General features: G+C 68.5%; 21 protein-coding genes. 9 read left to right on the top strand and 12 right to left on the bottom strand.

The features are described from left to right. The first annotated feature begins 94 nt into the window (after nt 1–94). Together ASC70_RS11775 and ASC70_RS11770 are read left to right on the top strand one after the other, a co-directional pair. Complete coding sequence (locus ASC70_RS11775; RefSeq protein WP_056050242.1) at nt 95–2,257, top strand: serine hydrolase; 2,163 nt, start codon at nt 95–97, stop codon at nt 2,255–2,257. 82 nt (nt 2,258–2,339) lie between these two features. Continuing rightward, nucleotides 2,340–2,726 carry a hypothetical protein gene (locus tag ASC70_RS11770; protein WP_056050240.1) on the top strand — a complete coding sequence of 129 codons (387 nt, stop codon included), beginning with the start codon at nt 2,340–2,342 and terminating at the stop codon, nt 2,724–2,726. Here ASC70_RS11770 and ASC70_RS11765 read toward each other — a convergent pair. Genes ASC70_RS11765 through ASC70_RS11755 form a run of 3 tightly spaced genes read right to left on the bottom strand, consistent with a single transcriptional unit; the run spans nt 2,694 to nt 3,952 of the window. After that, nucleotides 2,694–3,134 carry a RusA family crossover junction endodeoxyribonuclease gene (locus tag ASC70_RS11765; protein WP_056050239.1) on the bottom strand — a complete coding sequence of 147 codons (441 nt, stop codon included), beginning with the start codon at nt 3,132–3,134 and terminating at the stop codon, nt 2,694–2,696. The genes ASC70_RS11770 and ASC70_RS11765 overlap by 33 nt on opposite strands. Then, the gene (locus ASC70_RS11760; protein WP_056050237.1) at nt 3,092–3,631 is read right to left on the bottom strand and encodes a DUF1697 domain-containing protein; all 540 of its coding nucleotides are present in this window, start codon (nt 3,629–3,631) and stop codon (nt 3,092–3,094) included. The genes ASC70_RS11765 and ASC70_RS11760 overlap by 43 nt, the downstream gene beginning before the upstream one ends. After that, nucleotides 3,632–3,952: a YbjQ family protein gene (locus ASC70_RS11755; RefSeq protein ID WP_047404154.1), complete on the bottom strand. Its 321-nt coding sequence runs from the start codon at nt 3,950–3,952 to the stop codon at nt 3,632–3,634. Nucleotides 3,953–4,065: 113 nt separating this feature from the next. Between ASC70_RS11755 and fumC the strand changes: the two genes are divergently transcribed. Genes fumC through ASC70_RS11735 form a run of 4 tightly spaced genes read left to right on the top strand, consistent with a single transcriptional unit; the run spans nt 4,066 to nt 6,547 of the window. Continuing rightward, entirely contained in the window at nt 4,066–5,457 is a 1,392-nt protein-coding gene (fumC, locus tag ASC70_RS11750) for a class II fumarate hydratase (RefSeq protein ID WP_056050235.1), read from the top strand. Between the two features lie 6 nt (nt 5,458–5,463). Further along, on the top strand, nt 5,464–5,961 hold the full coding sequence (locus tag ASC70_RS11745) for a GNAT family N-acetyltransferase (protein WP_082539586.1): 498 nt from the start codon (nt 5,464–5,466) through the stop codon (nt 5,959–5,961). A gap of 14 nt (nt 5,962–5,975) precedes the next feature. After that, complete coding sequence (locus ASC70_RS11740; RefSeq protein ID WP_235519348.1) at nt 5,976–6,236, top strand: type II toxin-antitoxin system CcdA family antitoxin; 261 nt, start codon at nt 5,976–5,978, stop codon at nt 6,234–6,236. Further along, nucleotides 6,230–6,547, top strand: a complete 318-nt coding sequence (locus ASC70_RS11735; RefSeq protein WP_056050231.1) for a CcdB family protein — start codon at nt 6,230–6,232, stop codon at nt 6,545–6,547. Before ASC70_RS11740 ends, ASC70_RS11735 begins: the two co-directional genes overlap by 7 nt. Here ASC70_RS11735 and ASC70_RS11730 read toward each other — a convergent pair. From ASC70_RS11730 to ASC70_RS11720, 3 genes are all read right to left on the bottom strand, one after another. Continuing rightward, nucleotides 6,544–6,939, bottom strand: a complete 396-nt coding sequence (locus tag ASC70_RS11730) for a YccF domain-containing protein (protein ID WP_056050229.1) — start codon at nt 6,937–6,939, stop codon at nt 6,544–6,546. The genes ASC70_RS11735 and ASC70_RS11730 overlap by 4 nt on opposite strands. A 126-nt stretch (nt 6,940–7,065) precedes the next feature. Further along, nucleotides 7,066–7,656, bottom strand: a complete 591-nt coding sequence (locus tag ASC70_RS11725; protein ID WP_056050227.1) for a hypothetical protein — start codon at nt 7,654–7,656, stop codon at nt 7,066–7,068. Next, nucleotides 7,656–8,681, bottom strand: a complete 1,026-nt coding sequence (locus ASC70_RS11720) for a polyprenyl synthetase family protein (protein WP_162247214.1) — start codon at nt 8,679–8,681, stop codon at nt 7,656–7,658. The genes ASC70_RS11725 and ASC70_RS11720 overlap by 1 nt, the downstream gene beginning before the upstream one ends. Before the next feature lie 100 nt (nt 8,682–8,781). On the opposite strand from ASC70_RS11720, the gene ASC70_RS11715 reads away from it, so the two are divergent. Beyond that, entirely contained in the window at nt 8,782–9,525 is a 744-nt protein-coding gene (locus ASC70_RS11715) for a tRNA1(Val) (adenine(37)-N6)-methyltransferase (RefSeq protein ID WP_056050223.1), read from the top strand. A 1,038-nt stretch (nt 9,526–10,563) separates the two neighbouring features. On the opposite strand, the gene ASC70_RS11710 is transcribed toward ASC70_RS11715, so the two are convergent. Next, nucleotides 10,564–11,124 carry a nucleoside 2-deoxyribosyltransferase gene (locus ASC70_RS11710; protein ID WP_056050221.1) on the bottom strand — a complete coding sequence of 187 codons (561 nt, stop codon included), beginning with the start codon at nt 11,122–11,124 and terminating at the stop codon, nt 10,564–10,566. Nucleotides 11,125–11,206: 82 nt separating this feature from the next. On the opposite strand from ASC70_RS11710, the gene ASC70_RS11705 reads away from it, so the two are divergent. Further along, nucleotides 11,207–12,004, top strand: a complete 798-nt coding sequence (locus tag ASC70_RS11705) for a CAP domain-containing protein (RefSeq protein WP_056050219.1) — start codon at nt 11,207–11,209, stop codon at nt 12,002–12,004. A gap of 13 nt (nt 12,005–12,017) precedes the next feature. Here the strand turns inward: ASC70_RS11705 and ASC70_RS11700 are convergent, their stop codons facing one another. Both ASC70_RS11700 and ilvC read right to left on the bottom strand, forming a co-directional pair. Continuing rightward, complete coding sequence (locus tag ASC70_RS11700; RefSeq protein WP_056050217.1) at nt 12,018–12,599, bottom strand: YceI family protein; 582 nt, start codon at nt 12,597–12,599, stop codon at nt 12,018–12,020. Between the two features lie 197 nt (nt 12,600–12,796). Next, nucleotides 12,797–13,816 carry a ketol-acid reductoisomerase gene (ilvC, locus tag ASC70_RS11695; protein ID WP_047404864.1) on the bottom strand — a complete coding sequence of 340 codons (1,020 nt, stop codon included), beginning with the start codon at nt 13,814–13,816 and terminating at the stop codon, nt 12,797–12,799. Between the two features lie 167 nt (nt 13,817–13,983). On the opposite strand from ilvC, the gene ASC70_RS11690 reads away from it, so the two are divergent. Continuing rightward, nucleotides 13,984–14,919, top strand: coding sequence for an NAD(P)H-dependent oxidoreductase (locus ASC70_RS11690; protein WP_056050215.1), 936 nt, complete (start codon nt 13,984–13,986; stop codon nt 14,917–14,919). Nucleotides 14,920–14,931: 12 nt separating this feature from the next. Here the strand turns inward: ASC70_RS11690 and ASC70_RS11685 are convergent, their stop codons facing one another. From ASC70_RS11685 to ASC70_RS11675, 3 genes are all read right to left on the bottom strand, one after another. Beyond that, nucleotides 14,932–15,324: a VOC family protein gene (locus tag ASC70_RS11685; protein ID WP_056050213.1), complete on the bottom strand. Its 393-nt coding sequence runs from the start codon at nt 15,322–15,324 to the stop codon at nt 14,932–14,934. Between the two features lie 39 nt (nt 15,325–15,363). Next, the gene (locus tag ASC70_RS11680; RefSeq protein ID WP_056050211.1) at nt 15,364–15,753 is read right to left on the bottom strand and encodes a DoxX family protein; all 390 of its coding nucleotides are present in this window, start codon (nt 15,751–15,753) and stop codon (nt 15,364–15,366) included. Nucleotides 15,754–15,910: 157 nt separating this feature from the next. Next, a complete protein-coding gene (locus tag ASC70_RS11675; RefSeq protein WP_056050210.1) occupies nt 15,911–16,846 on the bottom strand; it encodes an RcnB family protein in 936 nt (311 codons plus the stop codon). Nucleotides 16,847–16,853: the final 7 nt, after the last annotated feature.

Here is a 16,853-nt window from a genome sequence, read left to right as displayed (position 1 = left end):
CGGTGATCGGGTTTGACCCTGGCCCCCAGCGCGCTACACAAACCTTAGAAGTTTTCCGCTTCACGAAGTTTATCGCTTCACCCAGGGGACATCGTTGACGTCGCGCGTTACGCCCGCAGCCGCCTTCGCGGCGGCCTTCATGGCACTTTGGTCCTTGGTCGGATCGGAGGCGCGCGCGCAGGACGCTACAACGCCGCCGCCGTCCGCCAGCGAGCCGGCGCTCAACGCCGCGCCGCGCCCCTATACCAGCCTGCGTCCGCGCCGCGTGCGCAGGATCCCTCGGCCGGCCGCCGTCACGCCTCGGCCCGCGCCCGCGGCCACGCCCGTGACCGCCGCCGCGAGGCCCGCTCCGGCGACGCCCACCGCCGCCCCACCGCCGATCGCCGCCGTCGCGCCGATGTCCGGACCGGAGCTGGAAGCCTTCGTCGACGGCGTCGTCCGCCGCGCCATGAGCCGCGACCACATCGCCGGCGCGACCATCTCGGTGGTCCAGAACGGCCAGGTGGTGCTCAAGAAGGGCTACGGCTTCGCCAATCTCGGCCAGCGCAAGCCGGTCGATCCCGACAAGACCCTGTTCCGCGTCGCCTCGATCTCGAAGACGTTCACCTGGATCGCCCTGATGAACGAGATCGAGTCGGGCCACATGCGCCTCGACGGCCCGGTCAATCTCTACCTGCCCGAGCCGCTGCAGCTGAAGGACCAGGGCAAGAAGACGCCCGTGCGCCTGAAGGACCTGATGACCCACACCGGCGGGTTCGAGGATCGGGCGCTGGGCCAGCTGTTCGAGCGAGACCCGAACCGCGTGCGTTCGCTGGCGGACTATCTGCGCCAGGAACGTCCGCGCCGGGTGCGCGAGCCGGGCCTGCTGCCCAGCTATTCCAACTACGGCGCGGCCCTGGCCGGCGCGGCGGTCGCCAATGTGGTCGGCAAGCCCTACGAGCAACTGGTCAGCGAGGAGATCATCCTGCCGGCCGGGATGAACCACACCACCTTCCGTGAAGCCCGCCCCTGGCGGGACGGCCTGCCCGCGCCGATGTCCGAGACCCTGGCCGCCGACCTGTCGGACGGTTTCTCGTGGACGCCGATGGGCTGGAAGACCCAGCCGCGCGAGTTCATGGGCCACGTCGCCCCCGCGGCCTCGGCCTCCAGCACCGCCGGCGATATGGCGCGCTACATGACCCTGCTGCTGAACGGCGGCGCGATCGACGGCAAGACCATCTTCTCGCCGAAGACGTCCCTGGCCTTCCGCACGCCGATGTATCGCCCGGCCCCCGAGGCCGCCGGCTGGAACGCCGGTTTCCAGGACACGCCCCTGCCCGGCGGTCGCCGCGGCTTCGGACATCAGGGCGCGACGCTGTACTTCTATTCGAACCTGGTGATTGTGCCGGACCTGGGCCTGGGGATCTTCGTCTCGGTCAACACCGACAGCGGCGCGAACCTGCCCGCCACCCTGCCCTCGACCATCGTCGAGCACTTCTACGCGCCCGCCCCGCCCGCCCCGCCGCCCAGCGCCCTGACCTACGACCAGGCCCGCAACTACGAGGGCGACTACCTGACCACTCGCCGGGCCTATGGCGGGCTGGAGGGCTTCACCAACCGCATCATCGGCCGCGCCACGGTGCGGGCCACGCCCGAGGGCCGGCTGACGGTCACCGACGGCGGCGTCAGCACCTTATTCAACGGCACGGACCATCCCGGCGTGTTCAAGGCCCTGGATGGCGCCCTGACCCTGGTGTTCGACACCAATGGCGACCGTCCCTCGCGCTTCTACGCCGCGCGCGGCTTCTCGACCTATGAACGAATCAGCTTCTTCCGTTCGGCCAGCCTGCTGGTCTGGACCGTCGCGGCGGCCGTCCTGGCCTGTGCGGCCACGATCCTGGGCGTGCTGTTCCGTAATCGTCGCGAGGACCGCCAGACCCCGGTCCAGGCCCGCGCCAGCCAGATGCAGACCATGCAGTCGGTGCTGTGGCTGATCTCGGCCGCCTGCATGGGCGTGTTCGCGGCCAAGGCCGCCGACCAGACCACGGTGTTCTTCGGCTGGCCCAGCGGCTGGCTGTTGAGCGGCTCGGCCTGTGCGCTGGTCGCGGCGGTGCTGAGCATCGTGACCTTGGGCGTCCTGCCGATGATCTGGCGCGGCGGGCGCCGCGTCGACAGCTGGAGCGGGGCCCGCAAGGTGGCCTTCACCTTCACCGCCCTGCTGTTCGTGTTCCTCGCCGTGCTGCTGGGCCTCTGGGGCTACCTGCTGCCCTGGAGCTGATCCACGCGACCTCCCCCCGTCATCTTCCGCGGCGCCCTGCTTGCAGATCAGCGTTCCGGGAGACGAGCGAGGGAGACGCGACGTGTCAAAACTGGACGGTTTGGCGTTTGGGGGAACGGGATTGGCGGCCTGGTCGGCGGCCACCCTGTTTTACGCCGCTTTCGGTGGGGGGCTTCTGGAAAGCGCCTTCTGGTTTTACGCGTTGAACGCGTTCGCGGCCGCTGCAACGGTGACGTTCGCCTTCCAGGCGGTGGCGCGGCTGACTCATACGCCGCGCCGCCGCCGGCTGTTTCCGATGATCCTGTTCTCGACCCCCGGCTTGGTCGCCGGCGCCCTGGTGGTGTCGCGCTACGCCGAGGTGATGCCATCCGGCGATCCGGTCAGCATCGGACGCTACGGCGCCTTCCTGGCCGTGCTGTACGTCGCCGTGGCCGCGTCAATCTTCGAGCGTGCGCCGCATAAGGTTTGAGGCCAGCTTCCGCACCTGGATGACGATGCGCTCGCGCTCTCCCGGACGGCGCTCGACCAGCAGCCGGGCGACCTGGGCGTCGTCATGGAAGGCATAGCCCTTGATGGCGTCCAGCAGGGCCTTGGCCAGGTTGTCCAGGTCCATCCACGGCGGCTCGCCGACATATTCCATGCCGATCTCGACGCTGAACTCACCCCAGGCCGGGCGCGCGCCGCGCCACGACTTGCGGAAGAACTCGTAGATCAGCGGCTTGTAGTACTTGCCCTGGGTGGTCAGGCCGTCGACCACGATGATCAGCTCGCCATCGGCCTCGCGAGCGCGGACCTTGCCGTGGTGGGTCCAGTCGGGGCCGTCGAGGTCCAGGCTCACGCGCCCATCATCTCCGCCAGCTTCAGCACGGTGTTCCAGTTGCGGGTCGTGCCGACCGGATTACGCTTGGTCTTCTTCCACTCTCGATCCAGCAGCGAGTCCGCCATGCTGATCGGGAAATCGAGATAGAGTTCGCTCGGCCCCACCGCGAACCGCTCGGGCCCGGTGATCGCGGCCCGCAGCACGTCTTCGTCGCCGTCTGGCAGCGGCGTCTTCAGGAAGTTGACGATCACGTGGCTGGGATGGTCGTTCGCCTCGGCCTTGAACGGATTGGCCTCGACGATCGCCCGCATCTGGGCTGGCGAACGGACCATGAAGTCGGTGCGCAGGCCGATGCGGGTCACCAGGGCCTCCTCCAACGCGCGTTCCAGAGCCTCGCCGCCAGCGTGGTCGCCCCACAGCAACAGGTTGCCGCTGGCGAGGTAGGTCTTGGCGTCCTTGAAACCCGTATCGCGGGCGATGCCGAGCAGGTCGTCCTTCAGCACCTTGCGCTTGCCGGTATTGATCGAGCGCGGCAAGGCGACGAAGACCGCCACCTAGAGCGCCTCGACGCGGACCGCCGCGCCATAGGCCAGGACTTCGGTGATGCCCTCCATGATCTCGTTGGCGTCGTAGCGCATGGCGAGAATGGCGTTGGCGCCGACCTCGCGGGCGTGGGCGACCAGCAGCTCGTAGGCCTCCTGCCGAGCCGTCTCGGCCAGCTTGGTGTAGATCGACAGATTGCCGCCGAAGATCGACTGCACGGCCCCGCCGATATTGCCGATGACGCTGCGTGAGCGGACGGTGACGCCCCGCACCAGGCCCAGATGTTCGACGATGCGATAGCCGGCCAGATCGTTGGTGGTGGTGACGAGCATGGGTCCCTCCTGCTGTCTTCGATATAGCGAAGGCTACTGAAGGGCGCCACGGCGTTGCGAACCGGGGCCTCAGGGGCTAGACCCCGCTCGACCGTTTTTCCGGAGATCGCCGCATGACCGCCACGCGCATCGAGACCGACACCTTTGGCCCGATCGAAGTCGCCGCCGACCGCTATTGGGGCGCGCAAGCCCAGCGCAGCCTGGGCAACTTCAAGATCGGTTGGGAGAAGCAGCCCCTGCCGGTCGTCCGCGCCCTGGGTATCGTCAAGCGCGCCGCCGCCGAGACCAATCTGAAGCTCGGCAAGCTGGACGCCAAGATCGCCGAGACGATCATCGCGGCCGCAAATGAGGTGATCGAAGGCAAGCTGAACGATCACTTCCCGCTGGTCGTCTGGCAGACCGGTTCGGGCACCCAGTCGAACATGAACGCCAACGAGGTGATCTCGAACCGCGCGATCGAGATGCTGGGCGGCGAGATGGGCAGCAAGAAGCCCGTCCACCCGAACGACCACGTCAATATGAGCCAGTCGTCGAACGACACCTATCCAACGGCCATGCACGTGGCGTGCGCCGAGCAGATCGTCCATGACCTGCTGCCGGCCCTGAAGCACCTGCACGCGGCGCTCGAGGCCAAGACCAAGGCCTGGACCGACATCATCAAGATCGGCCGCACCCATACGCAGGACGCCACGCCTTTGACCCTGGGCCAGGAGTTCGGCGGCTATACCCAGCAGGTCGCCAATGGCATCGAGCGTATCGAGAGCACCCTGCCTAAACTGATGCAGCTGGCCCAGGGCGGCACCGCCGTCGGCACCGGCCTCAACGCCCCGATCGGCTTCGCCGAGGGCGTGGCCGAGGCCATCGCCAAGATCACCGGTCTTGAGTTCACCACCGCCCCGAACAAGTTCGAGGCCCTGGCCGCCCACGACGCCATGGTGTTCAGCCACGGTGCGATCAACACGGTCGCCGCCAGCCTGTTCAAGATCGCCAACGACATTCGCTTCCTGGGCTCGGGCCCCCGCGCCGGCCTGGGCGAACTGGCCCTGCCGGAGAACGAGCCCGGCTCGTCGATCATGCCCGGCAAGGTCAATCCGACCCAGTGCGAGGCCCTCACCCAGGTCTGCGTCCAGGTGTTCGGCAATCACGCCGCCCTGACCTTCGCCGGCAGCCAGGGCCACTTCGAGCTGAACGTCTTCAACCCGGTCATGGCCTACAATTTCCTGCAGTCGGTGCGCCTGCTGGCCGACGCCGCGGTCAGCTTCACCGACAATTGCGTGGTCGGCATCGAGCCGCGGATCGACAACATCAAGAAGGGCGTCGAGAACAGCCTGATGCTGGTCACGGCCTTGAACGGCAAGCTGGGCTACGACGCCTGCGCCAAGATCGCCAAGACCGCGCACAAGAACGGCACGACCCTGCGCGAGGAGGCCGTCGGCGGCGGCTATCTTACGAACGAGGAGTTCGACCAGTACGTCCGTCCCGAGAAGATGGTCTCGCCGGGCTGACCTTGAGTGCTGCAACTCGTCAGGATCTTTGACGAACTGCCGGATGGCTTCGACGACTTGGTCGCCGAGGCCTCCGGCGAAGGCGTGCGCAACATGGCCCGGCTGGCCGAGGAGTGGCAGAGCGGCGCGCGCTTCCAGGAAGACGGCGAGGCGCTCTTCGCCGCGTTCCTGGTCGGCGAGCTGGCGGGGATCGGCGGCCTGTCCGTCGAACCCGTCTCGCCAGAGCCGGCCCGCCGCCTGCGCCGGTTCTACATTCGTCCCGCCATGCGCCGCCGAGGCGTCGCCACCGCCCTCGCCTCGGCCCTGATCCACGAAGGCTTCGACAGCGTCGAGCTGCTGACGGTCAACGCCGCCGCCTCGCCGGCCGCCGGTCCCTTCTGGGAGGCGCAGGGCTTCGTGGCGAACGAGACGGGACCGTGGACCCACGTGATGCGACGCGCCAGGCCAGATCAATTCATAGTTGATTTTCCGACGACTACAGCCAGACTGACCGCTCCGCTGTGAGCCAGGGACGCGCCATGCTAGTTTCTCATCCCATGGACGCTTCCGACCTCGACCGAGGCATCGACCCGGAACTGCTGGCCCAGGCCGAGCGGCTCGGGATCTCGGTTGCTGGTCTCAGCGAGACCCAGCTTCGCCTGCATCTGCAGAAGGTCGACCCCGCCGGCGCCGAGGAACGCGCCCAGCGCTGGGCCGAGGAGAATGCGGAGGCTTTGAAAGCCTATCGCGAACGGGTCGAGCGACGTGGCGCTTTCGGAGATGATCTCCGGACGTGGTGATCCGCCAGTTCGATCTCTTCGCCAATCCTTCGCCGCGTAGTCGGGACGAAGCGCCCTATATTGTCGTGCTCCAGTCCCATCATGCCGGCGACCTTCCCACCATCGTTGTCGCGCCTGTCTACCGCCGGGAAACGTTCGAGGTCCTCACCAGACTAAGCGTGGCGATTGAGAGTCGCGGTCATTCCTTGGTGGTCTCGATTCCGGAGTTGGTCGCTATCAACATCGCCCTACTGCATCGCCGATCAGGAAGCCTGGCCGAGCACGAGGACGCCATCCGTCGCGCGCTCGACCGTCTGTTTACCGGCTTCTAGCGCCGCACCACGTCGCGACCGATCGGGGCCAGGGCGATGTAGGCCAGTTGCAGGTCCTTGATCGCGAACGGGATGCCGATGATCGTCACCGCCTCGGCGACGGCGACCAGCACGTGACCCAGGGCCAGCCACCAGCCGGCCAGGACGAACCAGATCACGTTCAGCACCGTGCCAAGCGGGCCCGTCCCGATGTCCGAGCGCCCCAAGACCTCGCGATGGACGATCTCCTTGCCGAACGGCCAGAAGGCGAAGCCGGCGATCCGGAACGCCGCGCCGGCATAGGGCAGGCCCACGATGGTGATGGCCAGCAGCACCCCGGCCAGCAGCCAGCCCAGCCCCGTGACGAGACCGCCGCAGACGAACCAGAGAACGTTCAGGATGAAACGGATCATGTCTTAGCCCCAATCAGGACCTTCGAGGTCCAGGCCCCGTACGTGGCCCCGCCCGGTCTCGCTGTGAAGACCGTCAGGCCTGGATTACGCCGAATTCACCGCACCGCCGAAGTCCGACGGCCGGTTCTACTTGATCAGCTGCCACTTGCGCGCCCAGCGGCTCTTGCCGATCGGCGCCAGGGCCAGCAGGTAGATGCCGGCATACAGCACCGCGCCGAACCCGATCAGCGCCCAGGACCAGGGACCGGGCATGTGCAGGGCCGGCGCCGTGATGATCCAGTCGTGGCGCGGCGCGGTGAACTCCAGCCACAGGCCGCCGACCCAGGCCAGGGCGAACAGAGCCACGATCGGATAGCGCAGGATCGGGCTGCGCTGGATCAGCAGCACGGTCTGGACCAGGGCCACGAGCGCGCCGGCGGCCAGACCCGCCAGCCAGGGCTGCCAAGGGCCGGGAAAGGCCCGCGCCGCTCGCAGGCCCGCCCAGAGCGGCGCCCAGAGGATCGGGCCCAGCATCAGGATGACCAGCACCGCGCCGATCAGCACGCCCAGGCCGCCGCCAATCACCTTGCCCGCCGCTTCGCCGGCCTCGTGAGGCCGCACGTTGGGATCGCCGCTGGGGTTCTCCGGCGAGGTGGCGATGACAGTCCGCAGCCGAGGCAGCGGCTCGCCCGGCCTGGTCGGGGAAAGCTCGCCGTAGGATGACTTCCGCCGAGCCATCAGGCGCGACGGCTGACCGCGAAGTCGGCCAGGTCCTCCAGCGCCCCGCGCCAGTCGTTGGCCGGGAACACCGCCAGCGCCGTCTTGGCCTTGTCGGCATAGTCGGCGGCCAGGTCCAGGGTGGCGTCCAGGGCGCCCGAGCCGATGATCAGCTCGCGGGCCCGGCGGAAGTCGGCCTCGGTCTGCTCGCGGCGGCCGATGGCCCGCTCCCAGAACTCGGCCTCGCGGGGACCCGAGCGGGCGATGGCCAGCAGCAACGGCAGGGTCGCCTTGCCTTCGCGGAAGTCGTCGCCGGCGTTCTTGCCAAGCGTCTCGGTCGCGCCGCCGTAGTCGAGGGCGTCGTCGGCCAGCTGGAAGGCCAGGCCCAGGTTCAGGCCATAGGCCTTCAGCGCCTCGGCCTTGGCCGCGTCGACCCCGGCCGAGACCGCGCCGGCCTCGGAGGCGGCGGCGAACAGTTCGGCGGTCTTGGCTTGGATGATCTCCAGATAGATCGCCTGCGACAGGTTGAGGTCGTGGCTGCGCATCAGCTGCAGCACCTCGCCCTCGGCGATGACGCGGCTGGCGCGGGCCAGGATCTCCAGCGCCTTCATCGAGTTCGTCTCGACCATCAATTCGAAGGCGCGGGCGAACAGGAAATCGCCGACCAGCACGCTCTGGGCCCCGCCCCAGATCAGGTGCGCGGCGACCTTGCCGCGGCGCAGGGCGCTGCCGTCGACGACGTCGTCGTGCAGCAGGGTGGCGGTGTGGATGAACTCGACGGCGGCGGCCAGTTTCAGGCAGTGGTCGTTGCTCGAATTCGCCAGATCCGAGCCCGCCAGCCGCGCGGCGGCCACGGTCAGCAGCGGCCGCAGGCGCTTGCCGCCGGCCGCGATCAGGTGCTCGGCCAGGGCCGGAATGATCGGCACGTCGCTCTGCATGCGATCGGTGATCAGGCGGTTCACGCCCGCCATGTCGGCCTCGGCGAGGCGCACGAGACGATCCACCGAGCCCGACTTACGGGGGAGGGTCGCTGCGGCTGCGTCCAAAACCATACTCTCCTTGCGGCACCCCTCAGGATGAACCGTTGCGAGGGACAATGGTGGCGGGATAGGTCACGGTCAAGGCGAGCACAAGGCCTAGAAAGCATTGGACGATACAGGCGTTACCGAGGATCGGGTTCTGGGCGGCCGCGTGCGGCTGCGCCAGAAGCCCGACGGCTACAGGGCCGGCATGGACGCCGCCCTGCTGGCGGCCGCCTGCGACGCCCTGCCCGGCCAGCGTGTGCTGGAGCCCGGCTGCGGGGTCGGCGGCGCCCTGCTGGCCGCCGCGACTCGCCGGCCCGGCGTGACCTTCCAGGGCGTGGAGCGTGATTCCGCCGCCGCGACCCTGGCCGCCGAGAACGCGGCGTTGAACGGCCTGGCCGACCGAGTCGCCGTGACGCGAGGCGACGTCGAGGCCGGCTTCCGCGCCCTGGCCCTGCCCGTCTTCGACGCGGTGATCACCAACCCGCCGTTCTTCGACGATCCCAACGCGCTGCGCGCCCCCGCCCCGGCCAAGAGCGGCGCCTGGATGGCCGACGGCGGCCTGGCCGCCTGGACCGGCTTCTGCCTGAAGGCGGTGCGCGAGGGCGGGACGATCACGATCATCCATCGCGCCGACCGCCTGGCCGACATCCTCGCCCTGCTGGCCCCCAAGGCCGGCTCGTTCAAGATCCGGCCCGTCGCGCCGTTCGCCGACGCCCCGGCCAAGCGGGTGGTCGTGCGGGCGATCAAGACCGGCAAGGCCCCGCTGGTCCTGCTGCCGCCGCTGGTCCTGCACGACCGCGAAGGCGGCAAGCACTCGGCGGCGGCCGAGGCGATCCTGCGCGGGGAAGCAGATCTTGGGTGGTGAGGCGCCGATAGATCTCCCCCGCTGGAAGGATCTGGAGGCCCGCCTCCGCTACAGATTGATCCTCCCAGCTGGGGGGAGATTTGGGTCACGGTTTCGCCGCTTCACGCGGCTTGCCGCTGAAGTTTAGTGGGGAGGCGACGGAGCGGCCGGGCGAACCCGGATGACCGTGAGGGTTTGTATGTTTCGGCTCGCTTACCGCTCCGCCAGGCTGTTCTCTGCCGTGAGGACGGCGGGCGTGAGCGTTGTCTGCTCGGGCCTCCGTTACCCCCGGACGGGCGTGGACCAACTGGATCGGCTATTCCGTCTCCAGCTCGGCGATCCACGATAGGCGGCTTGTACGATCACCGCCCTGTCGTTTCGCCGCTCGGCCTTGTCCCGANGTCTCCAGCTCGGCGATCCACGATAGGCGGCTTGTACGATCACCGCCCTGTCGTTTCGCCGCTCGGCCTTGTCCCGACAAGTCCGCCACCCACGTGCGCTCCTAAAGAGTAAACCACGTGGCCTGACGAGCCAGCCGGGGACCTAACGGCGACCCCGCTCAGCCTATCCCCGCCGCCGCTTCGGGCCGGATCCAAGCGCCCTCCCCTTGCGACGGGGACAGCGATGATTGTGCAGCGGGATTCAACGCGGATCATTCAGAGGCGCGTMAAAGTGAGAAGCGGTTGATTTCGTGGGGGTTCGATCTCGCGAACGCCGGGGATACAGCGTGCTCAATCCCCGTGAATCCCTCTCTCTGAGAGAGAGGGANAGCCAGCCGGGGACCTAACGGCGACCCCGCTCAGCCTATCCCCGCCGCCGCTTCGGGCCGGATCCAAGCGCCCTCCCCTTGCGACGGGGACAGCGATGATTGTGCAGCGGGATTCAACGCGGATCATTCAGAGGCGCGTCAAAGTGAGAAGGCGTTGATTTCGCGGGGTTCGATCTCGCGAACACCGGGGATACAGGCGCTTCAATCCCCGTGAATCCCCGTGAATCCCTCTCTCCATGAGAGAGGGATCTGGTGGGCGACCCGGCGCAACCCACCCATGGCAGCAGCCCCTACTCCGCGTACAGCGCCAGCGCCTGCAAACACAGCTCCAGGCCCGTCAGGTCGCGCAGCGGGTCCTGGGTGACGATCACGAACAGCCGCCTCGCCTCGCCCCACAGCATGACGGTCTCGGGCAGGCCGTGGTCCTCGATCACGCAGCCGTCGCCGTCGCGCCAGATGCGGTTCTCGTCCAGGGTCGCGCCGAGGATGGTGTCGACGCGGGCCACGTATTCGGCCTGGATCTCGCTGGTGACGTTCAGATAGGCGAAGGTCGGCTTGCCCAGGCCGGCCAACACACCGGCCTCGAAGACCGCGGCGGTGTCGGCCGACGGTCCTCGGAACGGGGTCAGGTTGATCACCGCCGCGTCGGCCTGGCGCAATTGCGCCATGCGGCCGGCATAGAACTTCCGGGCTTCCATCTCGTCGCCGCCCTCGCCCGTCGGCATGCGAGCGGGGGTCAGAGGCTCGAGCCCGGCCTCCAGGCATAGGGCCCGCTGCCGGGCGGCGTGGGCTTCGGCATCGGGGAGCCAGGCCTCGGGGCCGGCGAGCCATAGGGAACGGACAGGACGCATGCGCCTTAGGTCTGGGTCCTGGGGCCTGAAGTCAATGACCGAAGCCTTTTCGAGGACGTCACGTCCTCCACTTGGAGACCGAATGAGGCCTATCGCGCGAAGAACCTTGTTGGCGGCGCCTCTCGCCCTGGCCGCCACGTCCGCCTGGTCGGCCGCCCCGCAGCCCTGGATCGCCTATGAGCGCCGCCTGCGCGGGCTGTTAGCCGACCCACCCGGCGGCGACTTCGACCCGGACTTCGAGGAGACCCTGCTGGACCTCAACAATCTGTTCCGAAGCCGCCAAGGGCCGCGCCCTCTGGCCTGGGACAAGGGCCTTGCCCTGGCTGCTCGCGCCCACGCCGCCGACATGGCGGTGACCGAGATCTTCGACCACGTGACCCGCGAAGGCTATTCCCCGGCCGGCCGGGTCGGCCTGCTGGCCCGCGATCTCGTGGGCGCGCCGGGCGAGAACATCGCCATGCGCCGCAACGCCGCCGGGCCGGTGACGCCGGACCAGATCATGGGCCAGTGGCGCACCAGCCCGGGCCACCGCGCCAACCTCCTGGCCCCGGGCTTCACCCATGTCGGCTACGGCGTTCTGCGCCAGGGTCCGCGAGTCATCGCGGTCGGCGCCTATGCCGAGGTCGCCGCGCGCCTGGCCGGTCCGGCGCCGCTGCGGGTGGGCTCGGCCGACGAGATCGCCCGGGCGCTGTCGAACGCCACGCCCTCGATCCGCCAGTTCTCGGTGTCCGAGCCCGGCGGCGAGGTGCTGACCACCACCTATGTCGAAGGCCGCCCGCCCAGCGTGCTGGCCCCCGGCGCCTGGCAGCTGCGCCCGCACCTGTCGTCGGGCGAGCACCGCTACGAGGTGGCCTGGGGGCCGGTGTTCGTGCTGGGGTGAGGCGCAGCGCCCCCTACTGCGCCACCGCCAGGGTCTCGATGCGGATCGCCACGGCGTCGCCGATGATCCCGGCCGCGCCGGCGCTGCCGAAGGCCTTGCGGCTGACGGTTCCGGTGATGGTGAAGCCGGCCTGCTTCTTCTGATTGTTCGGCGCCGTGCCGATCTTGTTCAGCTTGACGTCCAGGGTGGCCGGCTGGGTCACGCCCATGATCGTCATGTCGCCGGTGACCTTGGCCGTCATGGCGCCGGTCTTTTCGACCTTGGTCGACTTGAAGGTCATGGTCGGGTTCTTGGCCGCGTTCAGCCAGCGCTCGCCCTTGACGTGCTGGTCGCGGGTCGGGTCGGCGGTCAGCAGGCTGTCGACCGTCACCGTGGCCTCGACCCGCGACTTCTCGGGCGCGGCCTCGTCCAGCCAGATCGTGCCTTCCGACTTGGCGAAGATGCCGATCACCGAGGTGAAGCCGAAGCGGTCGACGACGAAGGTGGTCTCGGTGTGGGCCGGGTCCAGAGTGTAGGCGACCTCGGCGGCGAAGGCGGGCGCGGCGGTCGCCGTCAGGGCGGCGCCGGCGATCAGGGTGGCGAGCAGGCGTTTCATCGGGCGTCTCCGTCGCGTCCCCAAGCGGGACCGGAACGGACTTTTCCAAGCCCGGCCAAACCGCGCAACCCACAAACGAAAAGCCCCCGGCCTTGGGAGGGCCGAGGGCTTCGTGGGATTTTACGCGGGAGTACTGAAGTTCATGCGGGTCGCGCGATGGCCGCCGAAACCGGCGACCACTTTCGGCTATCGCGCTTTTAGTTTTTAGCCTGGTCGACGAGCTTGTTCTTGGCGATCCAGGGCATCATGCCGCGCAGGCGGCCGCCGACTTCCTCGATCTGGTGCTCGGCCGCGCGGCGACGGGTCGCCTTGAAGCTGGGCTGGCCCACCTGGTTTTCCAGCATGAAGTCGCGGACGAACTTGCCCGACTGGATATCTTCCAGCACGCGCTTCATCTCGGCCTTGGTTTCCGGCGTGATGATGCGCGGACCGGTGACGTACTCGCCGTACTCGGCCGTGTTCGAGATCGAGTAGTTCATGTTGGCGATGCCGCCTTCGTACATGAGGTCGACGATCAGCTTCAGCTCGTGCAGGCACTCGAAATAGGCCATTTCCGGCGCGTAGCCGGCTTCCACCAGCACTTCGAAACCGGCGCGGACCAGCTCGACGGTGCCGCCGCACAGGACGGCCTGCTCGCCGAACAGGTCGGTCTCGCACTCTTCGCGGAAGTTGGTCTCGATGATGCCCGAGCGACCGCCGCCGATGGCCGAGGCATAGGCCAGGCCGAGGTCGAGGGCGTTGCCGGTGGCGTTGTGGTGCACCGCGATCAGGCAGGGCACGCCGCCGCCCTTCTGGTACTCGCCGCGCACGGTGTGGCCCGGGCCCTTCGGCGCGACCATCAGCACGTCGATGGTGTCCTTGGGCTCGATCAGGCCGAAGTGGACGTTCAGGCCGTGGGCGAACAGCAGGGCCGCGCCGTCGCGGATGTTGGGGGCGATCTCGTTCTTGTAGATCGCGGCCTGATGCTCGTCGGGCGCCAGGATCATGATCAGGTCGGCCCAGGCGGCGGCTTCGGCCACCGTCATGACCTTCAGGCCCTCGCCCTCGGCCTTCTTGGCGGTCGGCGAGCCGGCGCGCAGGGCGACGGCGACGTTCTTGATGCCCGAGTCACGAAGGTTGAGAGCGTGGGCGTGGCCTTGGCTGCCGTAGCCTACAATAGCGATCTTCCGGTCCAGGATGCGGGCGATGTCGGCGTCGCGGTCGTAGTAGACGCGCATGTTTTTTCTCCAGGACTGGTCAATCAGGGTCGCCCGGCGCAACGGCGGAGCGACAAAGGCCGGGCGTTTGAGCGTTTTTTTGCCGTTTCGTCAAGGTGAAGCCGACAGAACGCCGAAATGCAAAAGCCTTCGCGGCCACGTTTTAAGCCCTCGCGCGTTCGTTCGCCATGTCCGCCTTGAATCTGGACGGCCTAGAGCCCCCGATCACCCCGCCCCAGCCCACCGAGCAGCGTCCGCTAAGGGTGCTGATCGTCGCCGGCTCGCAACGCCGCCACAACAGCTGTCCCGGCCTGGACTCCAAGGCCCGCGCCCTGATGCTGCGAATGGCGGCGCGCATGCCGCCGGGCTGGCAGGTCGACACCGAGGACCTCGGCAACCAGCACGGCAAGCCCAAGATCCAGGCCTGCAACGCCTGCGTCAGCTCGTCGATGGCGCTCTGCGTCTGGCCCTGCAACTGCTACGGCCCGCGCTCGACCACCCAGCCGGACCTGATGTGGGACCTGGACCTCTACGGCCGCCTGGCCCGCGCCGACGCCTGGGCGTTCGTCGGGCCGACCAACTGGTATGGGCCCAGCTCGAACTTCAAGCTGATGTTCGACCGCCTGGTCTGCGCGGCCGGCGGCAATCCCCGCCCCGACCTGATTGACAAGAAGGACACGCTGAAGGCCCAGGCCCTGGAGCGCTCGCCCGAATGGCGGCGATTGACCAAGAACCACCTGGAGGGCCGCACGGCTGGCTTCTTCACCTATTGCGACGGCGGGGCCAACGAGCTGGGCGAGGACGGCCGGCCGAAGCTGGTCCGCCACAAGGCCTGGTTCGATCCGTCCGAGGAGCCCTACCAGGACGAACGCCTGGCCTATCAGGGCCTGGTCTGGCAGTGCCGCTACAGCGGAATCGAGGTCCCTGACGAACTATGGGTGGCGGGTGTGTTCGGCGAAGGCGTTCCGTACGCCGACGACCAGATCCAGGACATGATGGCCGATGTCGAGGGCCTGAAACCCTTCGACGCCTGGGCCAGCGCCTTCATAAGGCACGTGGAGCGCAAGGGGGTCGTGGCGACCCAGGACGACGAGCGGGCGGCGAAGTCGACGACGAACGTGTGAGGATTTAGAGCCCTACCCCCGCAGCTCCAGCCCGTTGCCGTCGGGATCCCGCAGGTAGATCGAGGTCGACAGGCCCGAGGCGCCGTAGCGCTCGCCCTCCTCGCCCAGTTCGACGCCCTTGGCGACCAGTTCGGCCTTGACCGTCTCGACGTCGAAGCCTTCGATGGCGATGCAGAAGTGGTCCAGGTTGCGGCCCTCCTCGCCTGGAGCCGCGCCGCCCCGGCGGCCCAGCACGCCGTCGATCTCGACGAGGTCGATCAGCGAGGACCCGGCCCGCAGCTGGGTCATGCCGATCACGTCCTGTCGGCGCTCCAGCCCGCAGCCGATGACGTCCCTATAGAAAGCCTCGGCGACGGCGCGGTCGCGCACCCTCAGCACCACGTGATCGATTCCGACCGGCTTCATCCGCGCGCTCCTGTGTCGTTTCCGCCGATATAGGCGCGGCTACGCCCTCCGCCAGGGGAACAGGGCGCGCAGGGCCGGGTCGCGCAGCCACAGGCCGCCCCACATGAACAGGCCCAGATAGATCGAGAACAGCTCGTGACTGAACAGCGGGTTTTCGATCCGCACCTGGGTGGCCATGGCCCCGCCCAGCAGGCCGGTCATCAGCACCGCACCCAGCAGCGACGTGCGCGGGAAGAGGTATAGCGCCAGGAACGCCGCCTCCATCAGCCCGATCATCAGTACGTAGTCGGGCTTCCAGCCCAGCGCGATCATCGTCTGGGCGGCAACCGGCATGCCCAGCAGCTTGGGCGCGATCGAGGCGCCCAGCATGAACAGGGCGAACAGGCCGGTCAGGACGCGGCCGGTCCACACCATCGGGGAAGCTTTCATCGGGTCTCTCCATCGGGGCGGAACAGCCGCCTTCCGTTTCAAGACGGCCGAGCTCGGCCCGGGCCGACACGGGAGACCAAAAAAGTTCGCCGACCACGAAAAACGGGCGGGCCTCCGCAAGGAAGCCCGCCCGCCAAACGCTCGCCGGAAGAGGCGCCTACCAGAAGAGGTCGTAGTAGACGCTCAGGACCTGGCCGCTCCAGACGTCGACCAGGATGGCGTCGTCGCCGACCCGGACCCACTCACAACCGATCGGCGGCTGCGGCAGGTCGTACTGGTACCAGTTCAGATAGTACGGGCTGGAGTACCAGCCGCCCGGCAGGTAGTCGCCGAACGACCAGCTGCGCACGTACCAGCCGCGCGGATAGCGATAGGCCGGGGCGCGGTAGCGCTGCGCGGACCGGAAGCTCGGCCGGTAGTGGTTGCGGTCGTACTGCGGACGACCCCGGTCGCGGTCGCGATACTGGCCCTGGCCCGGACGGCGGTCGTTGCGATCCCAGCCGCCGCGGTTGTCGTTGCGATCGTTGCGATCCCAGCCGCCCGGACGGTTGTCGTTGCGGCCGTTGTGGTCGTTCCGGTCCCAGCCGCCGCGATTGCCGTCGCGGTCCCAGCCGCCCCGGTTGTCGGCGCCGCCACGGTTCCAGTCGCGGCCGCCGTTGTTCTGCTGCGGCTGCTGTTGCTGCGGCTGAGGCTGCTGCTGAGGACGGTCGCCCCGGTTCCAGCCGCCGCCGTCGGGCCGGCCGCCGCGGTCACCCCGGTTCCAACCACCGCCGCCGTTGTTCTGCTGAGCTTGAGGCTGGGCCTGAGGCTGCGCTTGGGGCTGAGGCTGCGGACGCTCGCCGCCGCCACGGTTCCAGCCGCCACCGCCGCGATCACCGCCTCGGTCGCCGCCTCGATCACCACCCCGGTCGCCGCGGTCGCCGCCACCGCGGTCGCCCCGCTCGCCGCCGCGATCGGCCCGAGGACCACCGTCCCCGCGCTGCTCGCGCTGCGCCTGCTGCTGCTGCGCGGCCACCGCGCCGGCGGCCCCGGCTTCAGCGGCCGCGCCGCCCAGCAGGGAAAGCAGCATGGCGGTCGTGATCAGACGTTTCATTTCTTGC

The sequence above is a fragment of the Caulobacter sp. Root343 genome (assembly GCF_001425745.1).
Lineage (GTDB): Bacteria > Pseudomonadota > Alphaproteobacteria > Caulobacterales > Caulobacteraceae > Caulobacter.
Note: the sequence above shows the minus strand (reverse complement) of the source record. Positions and strands in the feature narration are given on the sequence as shown.